Source organism: Salmonella sp. 32120201201600049SM (genome assembly GCF_017572835.1).
In the GTDB taxonomy this organism is placed as follows: domain Bacteria; phylum Pseudomonadota; class Gammaproteobacteria; order Enterobacterales; family Enterobacteriaceae; genus Salmonella; species Salmonella enterica.
The window spans coordinates 1-18,217 of record NZ_JAGESA010000013.1; the positions used below are offsets into that span (position 1 = coordinate 1).

16 protein-coding genes and 2 rRNA genes are annotated in these 18,217 nt (G+C 52.2%); 10 read left to right on the top strand and 8 right to left on the bottom strand.

Going from position 1 to position 18,217, the window contains the following annotated elements; all coding sequences use genetic code 11:
* Together J4650_RS19730 and rrf are read left to right on the top strand one after the other, a co-directional pair.
* A 23S ribosomal RNA gene (locus J4650_RS19730) occupies positions 1 to 103 on the top strand; the annotation flags it as partial.
* A gap of 196 nt (positions 104 to 299) precedes the next feature.
* Positions 300 to 415: ribosomal RNA gene (gene rrf, locus J4650_RS19735) — 5S ribosomal RNA — on the top strand.
* Positions 416 to 679: 264 nt separating this feature from the next.
* Here the strand turns inward: rrf and mobB are convergent.
* Positions 680 to 1,195, bottom strand: a complete 516-nt coding sequence (gene mobB, locus J4650_RS19740) for a molybdopterin-guanine dinucleotide biosynthesis protein MobB (RefSeq protein ID WP_023994502.1) — start codon at positions 1,193 to 1,195, stop codon at positions 680 to 682.
* Positions 1,192 to 1,776, bottom strand: coding sequence for a molybdenum cofactor guanylyltransferase MobA (mobA, locus tag J4650_RS19745; RefSeq protein WP_001046894.1), 585 nt, complete (start codon positions 1,774 to 1,776; stop codon positions 1,192 to 1,194). The genes mobB and mobA overlap by 4 nt, the downstream gene beginning before the upstream one ends.
* Positions 1,777 to 1,845: 69 nt before the next feature.
* Between mobA and J4650_RS19750 the strand changes: the two genes are divergently transcribed.
* The 3 genes from J4650_RS19750 (at position 1,846) to dsbA (ending at position 3,818) form a co-directional block, all read left to right on the top strand.
* The gene (locus J4650_RS19750) at positions 1,846 to 2,115 is read left to right on the top strand and encodes a YihD family protein (protein ID WP_000649858.1); all 270 of its coding nucleotides are present in this window, start codon (positions 1,846 to 1,848) and stop codon (positions 2,113 to 2,115) included.
* 76 nt (positions 2,116 to 2,191) lie between these two features.
* The gene (locus J4650_RS19755) at positions 2,192 to 3,178 is read left to right on the top strand and encodes a serine/threonine protein kinase (RefSeq protein ID WP_000999264.1); all 987 of its coding nucleotides are present in this window, start codon (positions 2,192 to 2,194) and stop codon (positions 3,176 to 3,178) included.
* A 16-nt stretch (positions 3,179 to 3,194) separates the two neighbouring features.
* Complete coding sequence (gene dsbA / locus J4650_RS19760; protein WP_000725364.1) at positions 3,195 to 3,818, top strand: thiol:disulfide interchange protein DsbA; 624 nt, start codon at positions 3,195 to 3,197, stop codon at positions 3,816 to 3,818.
* Positions 3,819 to 3,830: 12 nt separating this feature from the next.
* On the opposite strand, the gene J4650_RS19765 is transcribed toward dsbA, so the two are convergent.
* A complete protein-coding gene (locus tag J4650_RS19765) occupies positions 3,831 to 4,739 on the bottom strand; it encodes an acyltransferase (protein WP_000196902.1) in 909 nt (302 codons plus the stop codon).
* Positions 4,740 to 5,126: 387 nt separating this feature from the next.
* Here J4650_RS19765 and polA point away from each other — a divergent pair, with 387 nt between their 5' ends.
* The gene (gene polA, locus J4650_RS19770; RefSeq protein ID WP_000249960.1) at positions 5,127 to 7,913 is read left to right on the top strand and encodes a DNA polymerase I; all 2,787 of its coding nucleotides are present in this window, start codon (positions 5,127 to 5,129) and stop codon (positions 7,911 to 7,913) included.
* A gap of 334 nt (positions 7,914 to 8,247) precedes the next feature.
* Here polA and yihA read toward each other — a convergent pair whose 3' ends face one another.
* Complete coding sequence (gene yihA / locus J4650_RS19775) at positions 8,248 to 8,880, bottom strand: ribosome biogenesis GTP-binding protein YihA/YsxC (RefSeq protein ID WP_000183327.1); 633 nt, start codon at positions 8,878 to 8,880, stop codon at positions 8,248 to 8,250.
* A gap of 239 nt (positions 8,881 to 9,119) precedes the next feature.
* Between yihA and J4650_RS19780 the strand changes: the two genes are divergently transcribed.
* The 3 genes from J4650_RS19780 (at position 9,120) to hemN (ending at position 11,540) form a co-directional block, all read left to right on the top strand.
* A complete protein-coding gene (locus J4650_RS19780) occupies positions 9,120 to 9,344 on the top strand; it encodes a hypothetical protein (protein ID WP_001541209.1) in 225 nt (74 codons plus the stop codon).
* Between the two features lie 118 nt (positions 9,345 to 9,462).
* A complete protein-coding gene (yihI, locus tag J4650_RS19785; RefSeq protein ID WP_000743296.1) occupies positions 9,463 to 9,978 on the top strand; it encodes a Der GTPase-activating protein YihI in 516 nt (171 codons plus the stop codon).
* A gap of 188 nt (positions 9,979 to 10,166) precedes the next feature.
* Positions 10,167 to 11,540: an oxygen-independent coproporphyrinogen III oxidase gene (gene hemN / locus J4650_RS19790; protein ID WP_000003528.1), complete on the top strand. Its 1,374-nt coding sequence runs from the start codon at positions 10,167 to 10,169 to the stop codon at positions 11,538 to 11,540.
* A gap of 89 nt (positions 11,541 to 11,629) precedes the next feature.
* Here hemN and J4650_RS19795 read toward each other — a convergent pair whose 3' ends face one another.
* From J4650_RS19795 to glnA, 4 genes are all read right to left on the bottom strand, one after another.
* On the bottom strand, positions 11,630 to 11,740 hold the full coding sequence (locus tag J4650_RS19795; protein ID WP_001578131.1) for a YshB family small membrane protein: 111 nt from the start codon (positions 11,738 to 11,740) through the stop codon (positions 11,630 to 11,632).
* Positions 11,741 to 11,852: 112 nt separating this feature from the next.
* Entirely contained in the window at positions 11,853 to 13,262 is a 1,410-nt protein-coding gene (glnG, locus tag J4650_RS19800) for a nitrogen regulation protein NR(I) (RefSeq protein WP_001188782.1), read from the bottom strand.
* An 8-nt stretch (positions 13,263 to 13,270) separates the two neighbouring features.
* The gene (gene glnL, locus J4650_RS19805; protein WP_000146190.1) at positions 13,271 to 14,320 is read right to left on the bottom strand and encodes a nitrogen regulation protein NR(II); all 1,050 of its coding nucleotides are present in this window, start codon (positions 14,318 to 14,320) and stop codon (positions 13,271 to 13,273) included.
* Positions 14,321 to 14,594: 274 nt separating this feature from the next.
* The gene (gene glnA, locus J4650_RS19810) at positions 14,595 to 16,004 is read right to left on the bottom strand and encodes a glutamate--ammonia ligase (protein ID WP_001271699.1); all 1,410 of its coding nucleotides are present in this window, start codon (positions 16,002 to 16,004) and stop codon (positions 14,595 to 14,597) included.
* Positions 16,005 to 16,379: 375 nt separating this feature from the next.
* On the opposite strand from glnA, the gene typA reads away from it, so the two are divergent.
* Positions 16,380 to 18,203 (top strand): ribosome-dependent GTPase TypA, encoded by a 1,824-nt coding sequence (gene typA, locus J4650_RS19815; protein WP_000572064.1) that lies wholly within the window; start codon positions 16,380 to 16,382, stop codon positions 18,201 to 18,203.
* Positions 18,204 to 18,217 lie beyond the last annotated feature (14 nt).

Here is an 18,217-nt window from a genome sequence, read left to right on the forward strand (position 1 = left end):
TCTCCTGAAGGAACGTTGAAGACGACGACGTTGATAGGCCGGGTGTGTAAGCGCAGCGATGCGTTGAGCTAACCGGTACTAATGAACCGTGAGGCTTAACCTTACAACGCCGAAGATGTTTTGGCGGATGAGAGACGATTTTCAGCACTGATTCAGAGTTGAGTACGCAATAATTTGCGCAGCAGCAAGGCGGCAAGCGAAGGAAAGGAAGGAGCATACAGAAGTATGTGACTGACTTTACGAGCGCAGGCAACGCCGCTGATGCGATAAAGAATTGCGTACAGAGCACAAAGAATTTGCCTGGCGGCCGTAGCGCGGTGGTCCCACCTGACCCCATGCCGAACTCAGAAGTGAAACGCCGTAGCGCCGATGGTAGTGTGGGGTCTCCCCATGCGAGAGTAGGGAACTGCCAGGCATCAAATAGAATGAAAGGCTCAGTCGAAAGACTGGGCCTTTTGTTTTATCTGTAGTCTGTCGGTGAGCACTCGTTGCGCAGCAACGGCCCGTAGGGTGGCGGGCAGGACGCCCGCCATAAACTGCCAGGCATCAATTTAGTGAAGAAGCCCGTCCGTCAGGATGGGCTTTTTTGCGTGTGCGGTAACTGTAAAAATGTAGGCCTGATAAGCGCAGCGCCATCAGGCAACCGGCACCGCCGGATGGCAGCTTCGCCTTATCCGGCCTACAAGGAACGTGCTTTCTCTAACCACCGCAAAATGAAGACAGAAATCTGCGATACATCATTAAGATCCAAAACGGGTACCGCTACGGCAAGTGGAATATCACTGGCAACCGCAATAACATGCTCATCAAGAATCAATTCCTCCTCGCTGTGCCCACATCCCTGACGAAAAAGTAAGATCTTCGCAACTGCTTCGTGTTTAAACCCTTCTACCAGCACCATATCCAGCTTTGATGCATCCATCCGGCTCACCAGCCATGCCAGATCCAACTCTTCTTGCCCCGGCGTTTCAGTCATTAACGCCCAGCGCTGCTGACTGGCAACCAGCGTCTGTGCCGCCCCGGCTTTACGCAGCTCGTAGCTATCTTTACCCGGTTTATCGACATCCATATCATGATGGGTATGCTTAATCAGCCCTGGCCGAATACCGTGCGCACAAAGTGCTGGGATCAGTTTTTTCAGCAGTGTTGTTTTTCCCGTGCCGCTCCACGCGGCAATGGCGAGTAGCGGTGTCATGGTCTCTTTTGCCACTGCGCGAGTTCCTCCGGCGTGTTGACGTTCACAAATGCCTCCTTACAATCGCTGAAATCAACGGCGTGTCCGCCTACCTGGCGCATAAAAATCATTACCCGCCGCTCGCCTGCTTGCAAATAAGCTGTCAACTGGGGCTCAACGGCACGATTAATCAACGCGATCGTTGGATGATCGCGCTCTCCATCATGAACCCAAACCACGGGTGCGCCATGACGCTGCGCTGCTAAACGATCGACCAGGTTGTGGGGGATACAGGGATTGTCACAGGGACAAAACAGAAACCAGTCGCTTGCTACCTGCTGAAAAACGGAAAGCATACCCGCCAGCGGACCGGGAAAGTCAGCGATTGAATCCGGAATGACTTTCAGGCCGCTGGCCTGGTAGATATCCAGATGGCGATTAGCACTAATGACGACCGTTGCAAGTTGTGGCGCGAGCGCGTCGGCAACGTGTCGCCAGAGCGGTTTCCCGTTCAGTTCAAGCAGACCTTTATCCGCACCTCCCATCCGCCGGGCTTTACCGCCTGCCAGCACCACGCCGGTTATTACTTCATCCAGATTCACCGATATCGCCTCTTTTATTGTGGGATTGACCCTGCTACCGTGTCTGTATCAAGAATAAGGAGCACAGCTATGAAATGTAAACGCCTGAATGAAGTCATTGAACTCCTCCAGCCAGCCTGGCAGAAAGAGCCTGATCTTAATCTGACGCAATTTTTGCAGAAACTGGCGAAAGAGTCAGGTTTTGACGGCAAACTGGAAGATTTAACTGATGATATCCTGATCTACCATCTGAAAATGCGCGATTCCGCCAAAGACGCCGCCATTCCAGGGATTCAAAAAGACTATGAAGAGGACTTTAAAACGGCGCTTTTACGCGCCCGCGGCGTTATTAAAGAGTAAAACCTTGTAAGCGGCGCCACCGAAATCGCCACGAAATGATATCCTGAATCATTCGTAGTATTTTCCGGATGATGGGATGAACGACAACGCTTTTACTTTCCAGACGCTACACCCGGAAACCATCATGGATGCGCTGTTTGAACAGGGGATCAGGGTGGATTCCGGGCTGACTCCACTAAACAGTTATGAAAACCGCGTCTATCAGTTTCAGGATGAAGACCGTCGACGTTTTGTCGTTAAGTTTTATCGTCCTGAACGCTGGTCTGTTGATCAAATTCGGGAAGAACACCAATTCGCGCTTGAACTGGTGAAGGATGAGGTTCCGGTTGCTGCTCCGCTCGCGTTTAATGGCCAGACACTGTTAGCGCATCAGGGCTATCATTATGCCATTTTCCCCAGCGTAGGCGGTCGTCAGTTTGAAGCAGATAATATCGATCAGATGGAGGCGGTAGGGCGTTATCTTGGTCGATTGCATCAGACGGGGCGAAAACGTCCTTTCACTTTCCGGCCTGACATTGGGCTTGCAGAGTATCTTTTTGAACCTCGCCAGGTATTCGAAGATGCCGCACTGATTCCCTCCGGGCAAAAAGCGGCTTTCCTGAAAGCCACTGATACTCTACTGTCTGCAGTTACCGAATGCTGGCGCACCGATTTCGCCACGCTGCGATTGCACGGCGATTGTCATGCCGGCAACATTCTATGGCGTGATGGACCGCTGTTTGTCGATTTAGATGATGCCCGTAACGGTCCGGCGATACAGGATTTATGGATGCTGCTGAACGGCGACAAAGCCGAACAGCGAATGCAGCTTGAAACCATTATTGAAGCTTATGAAGAAGTTAGTGAGTTCGATACGGCTGAAATTGGTCTCATTGAACCTTTACGCGCCATGCGTTTAGTTTATTATCTTGCCTGGTTGATTCGTCGTTGGGGCGATCCTGCGTTTCCAAAAAACTTTCCCTGGTTAACAGGGGAAGATTACTGGCAGCGACAGACAACGACTTTTATTGAGCAGACTAAAATTTTGCACGAACCCCCTTTACAATTAACGCCAATGTATTAATCGGAGAGAGTTGATCATGAAAAAGATTTGGCTGGCGCTGGCTGGTATGGTTTTAGCTTTTAGCGCCTCGGCAGCACAGATCAGCGACGGTAAACAGTATATCACGCTGGATAAACCGGTCGCTGGCGAACCCCAGGTACTGGAGTTTTTCTCCTTCTACTGCCCACATTGTTATCAGTTTGAAGAAGTGCTTCATGTGTCTGACAATGTGAAGAAAAAGCTGCCGGAAGGCACCAAAATGACCAAGTACCACGTTGAGTTCCTGGGGCCGTTGGGCAAGGAGCTCACCCAGGCATGGGCGGTGGCGATGGCGTTGGGTGTAGAAGATAAAGTCACGGTCCCGCTGTTTGAAGCCGTACAGAAAACCCAGACAGTACAATCTGCCGCGGATATCCGTAAAGTGTTCGTTGATGCGGGCGTCAAGGGCGAAGATTACGATGCGGCATGGAACAGCTTCGTGGTGAAATCACTGGTTGCGCAACAGGAGAAAGCCGCGGCTGACCTGCAACTGCAGGGCGTTCCGGCGATGTTCGTCAATGGCAAATACCAGATTAACCCACAAGGCATGGATACCAGCAGCATGGATGTTTTTGTTCAGCAGTATGCTGATACTGTGAAATATTTGGTTGATAAAAAATAAAAAGAACGCCGGTCACTGACCGGCGTTTTTATAAGATGTTTTAATCTCTTCTATCTGTATATCTTTCTTATCCCACAGCGTATTAAGCCAACGTTGAAAACGGCGTTTGAATGTTTTGTCGTTCACGTAATCGCCGTGCAGTTCTTCATTTATGGGTTCCAGTTGCACCCGAACAACAATACGCGTCAGCCTACCGCTTAGCATATCGTAGAAGGGGTGACGATCGTTGTTTGGGTAACACAACGTAATATTAAGCAGCTTATCGAACTGTGAGCCTAAAACATTAATCGCCATTGCAATACCGGCTGCTTTTGGCGGCAACAGATGTTGATAAGGTGAATGAGTTTGCTGACGTTTCTCATGCGTAAATCGCGAGCCTTCAACAAAGTTAACGATAGTGGTGGGATACCGACGAAACTTTTCGCAAGAGCGACGAGTTGTTTCAACATCTTTGCCGCGTCGATCGGGGTGTCGGAGCAGGTAGCTACGGGAGTAGCGCTTCATAAACGGCATATCTAATGCCCAGCACGCCAGGCCGATGAACGGCACCCAGGCCAATTGCTGTTTAAGAAAGTACTTATTCATTGGGATATGCTTGCGGAACAGAACGCAAAGCACAACGATATCGGCCCAGCTGCGATGATTACAAATCAGTAAATACCAATTTTTCTTGCTCAGCCCTTCTAACCCTTCTACATCCCATTGCAAGTGCGGATTAAGGCGTAACAGCGCTGCAAGACCAGCACACCAGCAATACATCATGAAATTGCAGAAAATGGAGACCTTGCGCCAGATACCGGGAACAGGCAAAAGAAGCTTTACCATACCGGCAACGATGATCGGTACTGAGCAAACAATAGTGACCAGGATGGTCAATACGATACTCAATGGGAGCGTGATAGCCGCGAGTATTCTCGTCATAATAAATTATTCAAAAGTTAGCCATAAACGGTGCGCGAAAAGGGCGCAAGAGGCTGATTCTATCAGAAAACGATGCTAATGATGGCGCTGAGTGAAATAGAAACACTCGTAACAACTATCCACATTATGATAACGGCATGAATCAGATAATCAGAAAAACGTGATGTTAACAACTCATTGAAAATAATGGTTAATTATTAAGACGAGAAGGCTATCGCGCTGATTTTAAAGTAATGGTAAGAATTTACACACAAAGTTATCCACAGGTTGTTTTGCGAGCGATCCTGAAGATCGACAAAACTTTTCCGCAAATGCGGCGAAAAACTCAAGTTTTCCTCCTGTATGTGGCATCCTTTAACCATAATCTGTTAAACAGGCACGGACATTATGGTTCAGATCCCAGAAAACCCACTTATTCTCGTAGATGGCTCATCCTATCTCTATCGCGCCTATCATGCGTTTCCGCCGTTAACCAACAGCGCGGGAGAACCTACGGGCGCAATGTATGGTGTCCTCAACATGTTGCGCAGCCTGATCATGCAGTATCAGCCGACGCATGCTGCGGTGGTGTTTGACGCCAAAGGAAAAACCTTCCGTGATGAGCTCTTTGAACATTACAAATCGCATCGTCCTCCGATGCCGGATGATCTGCGTGCGCAAATAGAGCCGTTACATGCCATGGTTAAAGCCATGGGGTTACCTCTGCTGGCGGTCTCTGGCGTAGAAGCGGATGACGTTATCGGTACACTGGCGCGAGAAGCGGAGAAGGTGGGGCGTCCGGTATTAATCAGCACCGGCGATAAAGATATGGCACAGTTGGTGACGCCGAATATTACGCTGATCAACACCATGACTAACACCATCCTCGGCCCGGATGAAGTCGTTAATAAGTACGGCGTGCCGCCGGAGCTGATTATCGACTTTCTGGCGCTGATGGGGGACTCCTCGGATAATATTCCAGGCGTACCAGGCGTGGGTGAGAAGACGGCGCAAGCCTTGCTTCAGGGATTGGGCGGCCTGGATACGCTGTACGCCGAGCCGGAAAAAATTGCCGGTCTCACTTTCCGCGGCGCCAAAACGATGGCCGCTAAATTAGCGCAGAATAAAGACGTAGCGTACCTGTCTTATAAACTCGCCACCATTAAAACGGATGTTGAGCTGGAGCTGACCTGCGAACAGCTTGAAGTGCAGCAGCCGATTGCGGATGAACTGCTGGGCCTGTTTAAAAAATATGAGTTTAAGCGCTGGACGGCGGACGTTGAGTCAGGCAAGTGGCTACAGGCAAAGGGCGCGAAACCGGCGGCCAAACCGCAGGAAACGGTCGTTATTGATGAATCGCCCAGCGAACCGGCAGCGGCGCTCTCTTATGAAAATTATGTCACGATTCTGGACGACGTTACGCTGGAAAGCTGGATTGAAAAGCTGAAAAAAGCGCCAGTTTTTGCTTTCGACACGGAGACCGACAGTCTGGATAATATCGCCGCCAACCTGGTGGGCCTCTCGTTTGCTATCGAACCTGGCGTTGCCGCGTATGTACCTGTCGCGCATGATTATCTGGACGCTCCGGATCAAATCTCCCGCCAGCGTGCTCTGGAACTGCTGAAGCCGCTGCTGGAAGATGAAAAAGTGCGCAAAGTGGGGCAAAACCTCAAGTACGATCGCGGCGTCTTGCAAAATTACGGTATTGAGCTGCGCGGTATCGCCTTCGATACCATGCTTGAGTCTTACATTCTGAACAGCGTCGCCGGACGCCATGATATGGACAGTTTGTCCGATCGTTGGCTGAAGCACAAAACTATCACCTTTGAAGACATTGCCGGTAAAGGTAAAAACCAGCTCACCTTTAACCAGATCGCACTGGAGGAAGCGGGGCGCTATGCGGCAGAAGATGCGGATGTCACGTTACAGTTGCATCTCAAAATGTGGCCTGAGCTCCAGCAGCACAAAGGCCCGCTGAATGTTTTCGAAAACATCGAAATGCCGTTGGTGCCTGTACTGTCACGCGTTGAGCGCAATGGCGTAAAAATCGATCCTGCCGTCCTGCACAAACATTCGGAAGAAATCACGCTACGTCTGGCGGAACTGGAAAAGAAAGCGCATGACATTGCGGGCGAGGCGTTCAACCTGTCCTCGACGAAGCAGTTGCAGACCATCCTGTTTGAAAAGCAGGGTATTAAGCCGCTGAAGAAAACGCCAGGCGGCGCGCCGTCAACGTCGGAAGAGGTGCTGGAAGAGCTGGCGCTGGACTATCCGCTGCCGAAAGTGATTCTGGAGTATCGTGGTCTGGCGAAGCTAAAATCCACCTATACCGATAAGCTGCCGCTGATGATTAACCCGAAAACCGGGCGCGTCCATACGTCCTATCATCAGGCGGTAACGGCGACGGGACGTTTATCGTCCACCGATCCGAACCTGCAAAATATTCCGGTACGCAATGAAGAGGGCCGCCGCATTCGTCAGGCATTTATTGCGCCTGAGGATTATCTCATCGTGTCTGCGGACTATTCACAGATTGAGCTGCGTATTATGGCGCATCTTTCCCGTGATAAAGGGCTGCTCACGGCGTTCGCCGAAGGGAAAGATATTCACCGTGCAACGGCGGCGGAAGTCTTTGGCTTGCCGCTGGATAGCGTGACCGGGGAACAGCGCCGAAGTGCGAAAGCCATTAACTTTGGCCTGATTTACGGGATGAGCGCCTTCGGTCTTTCTCGCCAGCTTAATATTCCGCGTAAAGAGGCGCAGAAGTATATGGATCTCTACTTCGAACGCTACCCTGGCGTGCTGGAATATATGGAGCGCACCCGCGCTCAGGCAAAAGAACAAGGCTATGTGGAAACGCTGGAGGGACGCCGCCTTTACCTGCCGGATATTAAATCCAGCAACGCGGCGCGGCGCGCGGGGGCGGAACGCGCGGCGATCAATGCTCCCATGCAAGGAACGGCTGCCGATATCATCAAGCGCGCCATGATTGCCGTCGATGCCTGGCTACAGGCCGAGCAGCCACGTGTGCGGATGATTATGCAGGTACACGATGAATTAGTGTTCGAGGTGCATAAAGACGACTTAGATGCGGTAGCAAAACGTATCCATCAGTTGATGGAAAACTGCACGCGTATTGATGTGCCGTTGCTGGTGGAAGTCGGTAGCGGGGAAAATTGGGATCAAGCGCACTAAGCATTTAAGGAATAACGCGCTTTTTTCGTAATTAAGCAACATAAGCACGGGGGTTTTGTGATGGGTATTAGAATTCCCTATGTAAAGAATGAAAAAAAATTACGAAAAGGTCTTTCTGTGTTGCTCAAAAAAGAGTAAAGTTATTCACGTAGGGTACAGAGGTAAGATGTTCTATCTTTCAGACCTTTTACTTCACGTAATCGGATTTGGCTGAATATTTTAGCCGCCCCAGTCAGTTTATGACTGGGGCGTTTTTTATTGGGCGTAAGAAAAATTTCGCTCACACCGTAGGCCGGATAAGACGCGCAGCGGCGCCATCCGGCATAGCGGGTGATTATTCCCCGTCCTGAATCTCTTCGACCGGTGCCAGTTCGCTAAACCAGCTATCCAGTTTCTGACGTAACTTATCCACTCCCTGCTTTTTCAGCGAGGAAAACGCTTCTACCTGCACATCGCCATTAAAAGCCAGCACGGCTTCACGTACCATATTCAACTGCGCCTTGCGCGCGCCGCTGGCCAGTTTGTCCGCTTTGGTCAGCAGAACCAGAACCTGGATATTGCTCTCTACAGCCCACTGGATCATCTGCTGATCGAGGTCTTTCAACGGATGGCGGATATCCATTAAAACGACTAAGCCCTGTAGGCTTTGACGTTTCTCCAGATATTCCCCCAGCGCGCGTTGCCACTTGCGTTTCATCTCTTCCGGGACTTCCGCGTAGCCATAGCCCGGCAGGTCGACCAACCGTTTGCCATCTACGACTTCAAATAGGTTAATCAATTGGGTACGGCCCGGCGTTTTAGAGGTGCGCGCCAGGCTTTTTTGGTTGGTCAATGTGTTCAGGGCGCTGGATTTGCCTGCATTGGAACGGCCAGCAAAAGCCACTTCAATTCCGCAATCGGAAGGTAAATGGCGAATATCAGGCGCACTCATCACAAAATGCGTCTGTTGATAATTCAGGTTAGTCAAAGCGGTCGTCTCCGTCAGTCAAAGCATTGTGGCGATTATACCTGAACGCCAGCAAAAGACGGATTTTTCGGCGCGGCGGTGCTGTAAGTAAAAGCCATACGCTTTGTGAGACATTGACCATTGCACTTATGCGACATGACAGAGTCGTTGTCAGGCTCAAAGCCAGTTAATATAGTTAAATCATGAATTTATAGAAAGGTAATTGTCTGAAAAAAAGGGATTTGCCGTGTCGGTATCTTGTGAGTTTACCCCAAAAGAGTAAAGTAATGCACATAGCGAGGACGCTAACAGGATCAACGACTCAGGATGAGGGTCAGGAGCGCCAGGAGGCGAAGACACAGGATTGTCAGGAAGACAAACGTCCGGAGACGTTAGTAAAAGGAAATGGAAACAACATGGAATGTTCCAGGCTAAGGGAAAAACAGGGCGTGTTGATAGCCAACAGGGATGGTGGAACCCGTTAAGGGTCGTGAGTCAAGAAAAAAGGCGGCAGATTACTCTGTCGCCTTTTTTCTTTGCTTGCTTTCTGCTAGATTCCGCCTCAATTCTATACTGAATAAAACGGCTTAAAGATCTGACATCATGAAAAAACCAACCTCTGCACCGCGCAGTAAAGCCTTTGGCAAACAGCGTCGTAAAACGCGTGAAGAGTTAAACCAGGAGGCGCGCGACCGTAAACGCCTGAAAAAACATCGCGGTCATGCGCCGGGAAGTCGCGCGGCGGGCGGCAATTCCGCTTCGGGCGGCGGCAATCAGAATCAACAAAAAGATCCACGTATTGGCAGTAAAACACCTGTTCCATTGGGCGTGACTGAAAAAGTGACCCAACAGCATAAACCGAAAAGTGAGAAACCTATGCTTTCACCGCAGACGGAGTTGGATTTACTGGAAACGGATGAGCGCCTGGATGCGCTGTTAGAACGTCTGGAAGCGGGCGAAACCCTGAGTGCGGAAGATCAAGCCTGGGTAGATGCCAAACTGGATCGTATTGATGAACTGATGCAGAAGCTTGGTCTGTCTTACGATGACGACGAAGAAGACGACGAAGAGGACGAGAAGCAGGAAGATATGATGCGCCTGCTAAGAGGCGGCAACTAACGGGTTTACACCGTGGGCTTGCCCGTCCTGCTTATAACCCTTCCGGTTATATGTTATCTGGTGTGGTTATTCGTTAAACTACAGCGATTGTCGCGGCGACAGAAATGGCTGCGCAGCCGGCTTGCCGCCCGTCATGGCGTGAAGCCAGTACGCCGTACCCGCCAGAGACGCCATCGGAAGGAGTGAGCATGTCTGAACAGCAAATAGACTGGGATCTGGCCCTGATCCAGAAATATAACTATTCCGGGCCACGATATACCTCGTACCCAACCGCGCTGGAGTTTTCTGAAGACTTCGAGGACGCCGCATTCTTGCAGGCTGTGGCGCGTTATCCTGAACGTCCGCTCTCGCTGTATGTGCATATCCCGTTTTGTCACAAGTTGTGTTATTTCTGCGGCTGCAACAAGATTGTCACCCGCCAACAGCATAAAGCTGACCAGTATCTTGACGCGCTTGAGCAGGAAATTCGTCATCGCGCGCCGCTGTTTGCAAACCGTCATGTCAGCCAGCTTCACTGGGGCGGCGGTACGCCTACTTACCTGAATAAAGCGCAAATCAGCCGCTTAATGACGCTGTTGCGTGAAAATTTCCACTTTAATACCGACGCGGAAATCTCGATCGAAGTCGATCCCCGTGAAATTGAGCTGGATGTGCTCGATCATTTACGTGCGGAAGGTTTTAACCGCCTGAGTATGGGCGTGCAGGACTTTAATAAAGAGGTGCAGCGCCTGGTTAACCGCGAGCAGGATGAAGAATTCATCTTTGCGCTGCTTAATCACGCCCGCGATATCGGCTTTACCTCGACCAATATCGATTTGATCTACGGTCTACCGAAACAGACGCCGGAAAGCTTCGCTTTCACGCTGAAGCGTGTGACGGAACTGAACCCCGATCGTTTGAGCGTCTTTAACTATGCGCATCTGCCAACGCTTTTTGCCGCCCAGCGTAAAATTAAAGATGCCGATTTACCCAGCGCGCAGCAGAAACTGGATATTTTGCAGGAGACCATCGTATCGCTTACTCAGGCTGGTTATCAGTTTATCGGGATGGACCATTTTGCCCGTCCGGACGACGAACTGGCCGTCGCGCAGCGCGAAGGCGTGCTGCACCGTAATTTTCAGGGCTATACGACCCAGGGCGATACCGATCTGCTGGGGATGGGGGTTTCTGCTATCAGCATGATTGGCGATGGCTACATGCAGAACCAGAAAGAGCTGAAGCGTTATTACCAGCAAGTGGATGAGCGGGGCAATGCGCTATGGCGTGGTATTACGCTGACCCGTGATGATTGCATTCGTCGCGATGTTATCAAGGCGCTGATTTGTAACTTCCGCCTGGATTTTAACGCTGTCGAACAGCAGTGGGGTTTGCATTTCGCTGAGTATTTTGCCGAAGATTTGCAGTTACTGTCGCCGCTGGCGAAAGATGGGCTGGTGGATATTAGCGAGAAGGGAATTCAGGTGACGGCGAAAGGTCGTTTGCTGATCCGCAATATCTGCATGTGCTTTGACGCGTATCTGCGCCAGAAAGCGCGGATGCAGCAGTTCTCGCGCGTCATTTAGCCGGGTTGCCCGGTGGCGCTGCGCTTACCGGGCCTACACGTTGCGACAACCTGTAGGCCGGATAAGCATTAGCGCCATCCGGCACATTGTCAGCTGAACAGTCCCACCAGCGCGGCACACAACACGGCGGCTAGCGCAGTTTGTGGCGTGTGGCTGTCGACCGCTCCACTCGATACCAGATTAATAATAGATTCTAACATAATGAATCCCCCCGTTTGCCGGGCATGATCATACTGAACTCATCGGAACAGTAAAGCGCAAAATAGCAGCGTTTTGCGCTCAATTATTAATCTTTACACTCGCGGGTAATGTTTACTCCATTCCCAGCTCTTTCAACTTCCGCGTTAGGGTGTTTCGCCCCCAACCGAGCAGCCTGGCGGCTTCCTGTTTATGACCCTGCGTATGGCGTAACGCCGTGGTCAGTAGCGTTCTCTCCAGTTCTGGCTGCGCTTCAGAAAGCAGGTTTTGATGACCGGATCGCAAGGCGCGGTCCGCCCATTGCGCCAGTAATGTAGCCCAGCTATCCGGCGGCAGGTGGGACGGGCTATCCGGCGCCGAGGCTTCAAACAGTTCGCCCGGTAAATCCTGGATCAATACCTCCTGTCCGGCGGCCATGACGGTGAGCCAGCGGCAGGTATTTTCTAACTGACGCACGTTACCAGGCCATGCCAGGCGCGTTAACGCCGTTTCGGTTTCCGGATGTAATAATTTGGCTTCCACACCTAATTCACGGGCGGCGACCTGCAAAAAATGGCGCGCCAGGCGCGGAATATCCTCACGGCGCTCGCGCAACGGCGGAAGATGGATACGAATCACGTTCAGGCGGTGGAACAGGTCTTCGCGGAATTTCCCTTCCTGAACGCGTCGTTCGAGGTTCTGGTGGGTGGCGGCGATAATGCGCACATCGACTTTTACCGGCGCGTACCCGCCCACGCGGTAGAACTGTCCGTCAGCCAGCACGCGTAACAGACGAGTCTGGACATCCAGCGGCATATCGCCAATTTCGTCCAGAAACAGCGTGCCGCCGTCAGCCTGCTCGAAACGGCCCTGCCGGATGGTATTCGCCCCGGTAAAAGCGCCTTTCTCATGGCCAAACAGTTCGGATTCAATCAAATCTTTCGGGATGGCCGCCATATTGAGTGCGATAAACGGCGCTTTGGCGCGTGGGCTATGGCGGTGAAGCGCATGGGCGACCAGTTCTTTCCCGGTTCCTGATTCGCCGTTAATCAGCACGCTAATCGAAGAACGCGACAGCCGACCAATAATGCGAAACACATCCTGCATGGCGGGCGCTTCGCCTATCATGTCTGTTGTCGGGCCGTTAACCTCGATATTACGCGGCTGCTGCTGCTCCTGATAGTGGCTAATCGCGCGCTCGACCAGAGCGACGGCTTCATCAATATCAAACGGTTTAGGCAGATAATCAAACGCCCCCTGCTGATAGGCGCTCACGGCGGCATCTAAATCGGAATGCGCGGTCATAATGATGACCGGAAGCATCGGGTGACGCTGTTTAATCTGCTTTAATAGCGCCAGCCCGTCCATTCCCGGCATTCGGATATCCGACAGCAAGACGTCCGGCGTTTTACTGGCCAGCGCAGCCAGTACTTCATTACCATTCTCAAAGGTGGTACAGGTCAACCCTGCCCCGGCGAGAGCACGTTCAAGCACCCAACGGATGGAACTATCATCATCGACGACCCAGACTATTCCTCGTTGCATAAACACCTCTATTTCCGAATCGGCAGGTAAACCGAAAACTCGGTATGCCCCGGCCAACTGGTAAATTCAATTTTGCCGGCGTGTTGATCGATAAGATTGCGGGCGATAGATAACCCAAGCCCGGTGCCGCCTTCGCGACCGCTGACCATCGGGTAGAACAGCGTATCCTGTAAATGGGGAGGAATGCCCGGCCCATTGTCTTCAACGTCTATACGCGCCGCCAGGCGATAGCGTTCGCCATGCAGCGTTAACTGGAAGGCGGTACGCGTACGCAGCGTAATTTCGCCGCCTTCCGGCCCCAGCGCCTGCAAGGCATTGCGGACAATATTCAGCAGTACTTGCTCAATTTGTTCCGGGTCGTGCGGCAGTTCTGGCAGACTGGGGTCATAATCGCGGATAAGCCGGACATTATCCGGCAGTTCCATCGACACCAGCGCCACCACGCGCTCCGCGACTTTATGTATGCTCTCGGTAATGTGCATTCCCGGGTGCTGCGGCCCCAGCAAACGATCGACAAGGTTGCGTAGCCTGTCGGCCTGTTCAATGATGACTTTGGTATATTCCATTAGCGCCGGGTCGGGCAGCGCCTTGCTGAGTAGCTGCGCCGCGCCGCGCAGGCCGCCGAGCGGATTTTTGATTTCGTGCGCCAGACCGCGCACCAGATCGCGGGCGGCGATTTGCTGCGCGTGCTGCAACTGCTCCTGACTCAGACGACGCTGGTTATCCATCGGCGCCATTTCGAGCAGTATAAAATCGTCGGGCAGACGTTGGGCGGTCAAAGAGAGAATATGCGAGCGACTATCAATCACCAGCGTCACTTCGTTATCGGTAAAGCCTTGCCCTGCCGCTAAACTTTCGCGCATCAGGTCAATGTTTAACGAAAAATAGCTCAACAGTTCAGGTAACGGCGTCCCGAACAGTTTGCGTGAGCTTTGCGCGAGCAACTGCTGCGCGGCAGGATTGGCGTAATGGATTGCCAGCGCGTCGTCGACCACCAGCACGCTGTTGATTAACGAATTGAGGATCTGCCCAGCATCGGGCTGTATGCCGCTTGCCATTCAGCAGTCTCCTGGAAAAGGTTGCACCATTTTAGTGCATTATAGCTTTTTACTACTAAAAAGCGCGTGAGATCAGATTGTTGGTGGAGAAAAAAGCCCATCCTGGGATGGGCTGAAAGTTTCCACGGCAACTCAAAAACTCCTGACGCCTTTCACGCTGCTGCTGCGTTGGCTGCCTTCGCTTACCCCGGTCACATCGCTATCTATGCTCCTGGGGATGTGCTCAGTTGCCGCCTTGCAGCAACGCGAAATTCGTCGGATTTTTAATATACGATTAAACGCTGTAGTACAGCTCAAACTCTACCGGGTGCGGGGTCATACGCACGCGGTCATCTTCTTCGCGACGCAGCGCAATATACGCATCGATCGCTTCATCAGTGAACACGCCGCCTGCTTTCAGGAACTCGCGGTCCAGGTCCAGCGCGTTCAGCGCTTCTTCCAGAGAACCCGCTACCTGTGGGATCTCTTTCGCTTCTTCCGGCGGCAGGTCATACAGGTTTTTGTCCATGGCTTCGCCCGGGTGAATCTTATTCTTAATCCCGTCCAGACCGGCCATCAGCAGGGCGGCAAAGCACAGATACGGGTTAGCCGCCGGGTCCGGGAAGCGAACTTCGATACGGCGCGCTTTCGGAGACGCCACCACCGGAATACGGATGGAGGCGGAACGGTTACGGGCGGAGTAGGCCAGCATCACCGGCGCTTCGTAACCCGGGACCAGACGCTTGTAGGAGTTGGTGGTCGGGTTCGCCAGGGCGTTGATGGCTTTGGCGTGTTTGATGACGCCGCCGATGTAGTACAGCGCTTGTTCAGACAGGCCGGCATATTTGTCGCCAGAGAATAGGTTGGTGCCGTTCTTCGCCAGCGACATGTGGCAGTGCATACCGGAACCGTTATCGCCGAACATCGGTTTTGGCATAAAGGTCGCGGTCTTACCGAAGCGGTGAGCCACGTTATGCACGACATATTTGTAAATCTGAATTTCGTCGGCTTTTTTGGTCATGGTGTTAAAGCGGGTCGCCACTTCGTTCTGACCTGCGGTCGCTACTTCGTGGTGGTGCGCTTCAACGACCAGGCCCATCTGCTCCATGACCAGACACATTTCAGAACGGATATCCTGCGCGGAGTCAACTGGCGGAACCGGGAAATAACCGCCTTTCACGCCCGGACGATGGCCTTTGTTGCCGCCTTCGTACTTGGTAGAGGAGTTCCAGGCGCCTTCAATATCGTCAATCGCCACATGTGAGCCGGAGATAGATGCGCCGAAGCGGATGTCGTCGAACAGGAAGAATTCAGGTTCCGGCCCAAACAGGACGGTATCGGCGATACCGGTCGCGCGCAGGTAGTCTTCCGCACGTTTTGCGATGGAACGTGGGTCACGGTCATAACCTTGCAGAGTGCCAGGCTCCAGGATGTCGCAACGGATAATCAGGGTAGAGTCCGCGAAGAACGGGTCAATCACTGCGGTGGATGCGTCTGGCATCAGCACCATGTCGGATTCGTTAATGCCTTTCCAGCCGCCGATAGAGGAGCCGTCAAACATTTTGCCTTCTTCAAAGAATTCGGCATTTACCTGATGAGCAGGAATCGTGACGTGCTGTTCTTTGCCTTTGGTATCGGTGAAGCGCAGATCGACAAACTTCACTTCGTGCTCGTTCAGCATCGTCAAAACGTGTTCAGCGGACATACTTGTACTCTCCCGGATTGGTCATGGTCGGTCGTCGTGGTAACGAGATCTTCAATTCTGCTGGCCGTGTCGCCGTAAAAATATAAAGCGAAATCTGTGCCAACTTTCACATTGCCCCCAAAAGGCGTTATCATGCGCACCATCGTGCAAAAGGGCTGCACCACGGTGACTATGTTGCACCAAAATAGTGCTTCAATGTGAACATTAAGCACCACATTGGTGCAATAGAACGCAAGCCACCCTTTTAACGCTCCGTGAAAGCGATCACAAAGAGACTCTGCAATACTTGTTTGCGGAGGATGTTTGTGATCCTGTTTTGTAGTGCGATTAATCCGTGTACAATAACGCGCTATTTCTAATGCCTGAGGCAAAGTTGTGATCGAAAATTTGCGTAACATCGCCATCATCGCGCACGTTGACCATGGTAAAACTACCCTGGTTGATAAGCTGCTCCAGCAATCCGGTACGTTCGACGCGCGTGCCGAAACTCAAGAGCGAGTGATGGACTCCAACGATTTGGAGAAAGAGCGTGGTATTACTATCCTCGCTAAAAACACCGCTATTAAATGGAATGATTACCGTATCAACATCGTTGATACTCCCGGGCACGCTGACTTCGGTGGTGAAGTAGAGCGCGTCATGTCCATGGTTGACTCTGTGCTGCTGGTGGTTGACGCATTTGACGGCCCGATGCCGCAAACGCGCTTCGTGACCAAAAAAGCCTTTGCTCATGGCCTGAAACCCATTGTGGTTATCAACAAAGTTGACCGTCCTGGCGCGCGCCCTGACTGGGTTGTTGACCAGGTATTCGACCTGTTTGTTAACCTCGACGCGACCGACGAACAGTTGGACTTCCCGATCATCTACGCTTCGGCGCTGAACGGTATCGCGGGTCTGGACCACGAAGATATGGCGGAAGACATGACCCCGCTGTATCAGGCGATCGTTGATCATGTTCCGGCGCCGGACGTTGACCTCGATGGTCCGTTGCAGATGCAGATCTCCCAGCTGGACTACAACAACTACGTTGGCGTTATCGGCATCGGCCGTATCAAACGCGGCAAAGTGAAGCCGAACCAGCAGGTCACTATCATCGATAGTGAAGGGAAAACCCGTAACGCGAAAGTAGGTAAAGTGCTGACGCATCTGGGTCTGGAGCGTATCGACAGCGATATCGCCGAAGCGGGCGATATCATTGCGATCACCGGTCTGGGCGAGCTGAACATTTCCGACACCATCTGCGACCCGCAGAACGTTGAAGCGCTGCCGGCGCTGTCCGTTGATGAGCCGACCGTGTCTATGTTCTTCTGCGTTAACACCTCGCCGTTCTGCGGTAAAGAAGGTAAGTTTGTGACTTCTCGTCAGATTCTTGACCGTCTGAACAAAGAGCTGGTGCATAACGTGGCGCTGCGCGTTGAAGAAACCGAAGATGCGGATGCGTTCCGTGTATCCGGTCGTGGCGAACTGCACCTGTCCGTGCTGATTGAAAATATGCGTCGTGAAGGTTTCGAACTGGCGGTTTCCCGTCCGAAAGTTATCTTCCGTGAAATCGACGGTCGTAAACAAGAGCCGTACGAAAACGTGACGCTGGACGTCGAAGAGCAGCACCAGGGGTCTGTCATGCAGGCGCTGGGCGAGCGTAAAGGCGATCTGAAAAACATGAATCCGGACGGTAAAGGCCGCGTACGTCTCGACTACGTGATCCCAAGCCGCGGGCTGATTGGTTTCCGTTCAGAATTCATGACCATGACTTCCGGTACGGGTCTGCTGTACTCCACCTTCAGCCATTACGACGATATTCGTCCGGGTGAAGTGGGCCAGCGTCAGAACGGCGTACTGATCTCCAACGGTCAGGGTAAAGCGGTGGCGTTTGCGCTGTTCGGTTTGCAGGATCGCGGTAAGCTGTTCCTGGGTCACGGCGCGGAAGTTTATGAAGGCCAGATTATTGGTATTCACAGTCGCTCCAACGACCTGACGGTAAACTGCCTGACCGGTAAGAAACTGACCAACATGCGTGCGTCCGGTACGGATGAAGCGGTGATTCTGGTTCCGCCAATTAAAATGAGCCTTGAGCAAGCGCTGGAGTTCATTGATGACGACGAACTGGTAGAAGTCACCCCAACCTCTATCCGTATCCGTAAACGTCACCTGACGGAAAACGATCGCCGCCGTGCGAACCGTGGTCAGAAAGAAGAGTAATTAACGCTCTTACG

Bases quoted from the DNA above. Each gene is read 5' to 3' on its own strand.
- mobB (WP_023994502.1), bottom strand. From the start codon at position 1,195: ATGACACCGCTACTCGCCATTGCCGCGTGGAGCGGCACGGGAAAAACA.
- J4650_RS19750 (WP_000649858.1), top strand. From the start codon at position 1,846: ATGAAATGTAAACGCCTGAATGAAGTCATTGAACTCCTCCAGCCAGCC.
- J4650_RS19755 (WP_000999264.1), top strand. From the start codon at position 2,192: ATGAACGACAACGCTTTTACTTTCCAGACGCTACACCCGGAAACCATC.
- dsbA (WP_000725364.1), top strand. From the start codon at position 3,195: ATGAAAAAGATTTGGCTGGCGCTGGCTGGTATGGTTTTAGCTTTTAGC.
- J4650_RS19765 (WP_000196902.1), bottom strand. From the start codon at position 4,739: ATGACGAGAATACTCGCGGCTATCACGCTCCCATTGAGTATCGTATTG.
- polA (WP_000249960.1), top strand. From the start codon at position 5,127: ATGGTTCAGATCCCAGAAAACCCACTTATTCTCGTAGATGGCTCATCC.
- yihI (WP_000743296.1), top strand. From the start codon at position 9,463: ATGAAAAAACCAACCTCTGCACCGCGCAGTAAAGCCTTTGGCAAACAG.
- hemN (WP_000003528.1), top strand. From the start codon at position 10,167: ATGTCTGAACAGCAAATAGACTGGGATCTGGCCCTGATCCAGAAATAT.
- J4650_RS19795 (WP_001578131.1), bottom strand. From the start codon at position 11,740: ATGTTAGAATCTATTATTAATCTGGTATCGAGTGGAGCGGTCGACAGC.
- glnG (WP_001188782.1), bottom strand. From the start codon at position 13,262: ATGCAACGAGGAATAGTCTGGGTCGTCGATGATGATAGTTCCATCCGT.
- glnL (WP_000146190.1), bottom strand. From the start codon at position 14,320: ATGGCAAGCGGCATACAGCCCGATGCTGGGCAGATCCTCAATTCGTTA.
- glnA (WP_001271699.1), bottom strand. From the start codon at position 16,004: ATGTCCGCTGAACACGTTTTGACGATGCTGAACGAGCACGAAGTGAAG.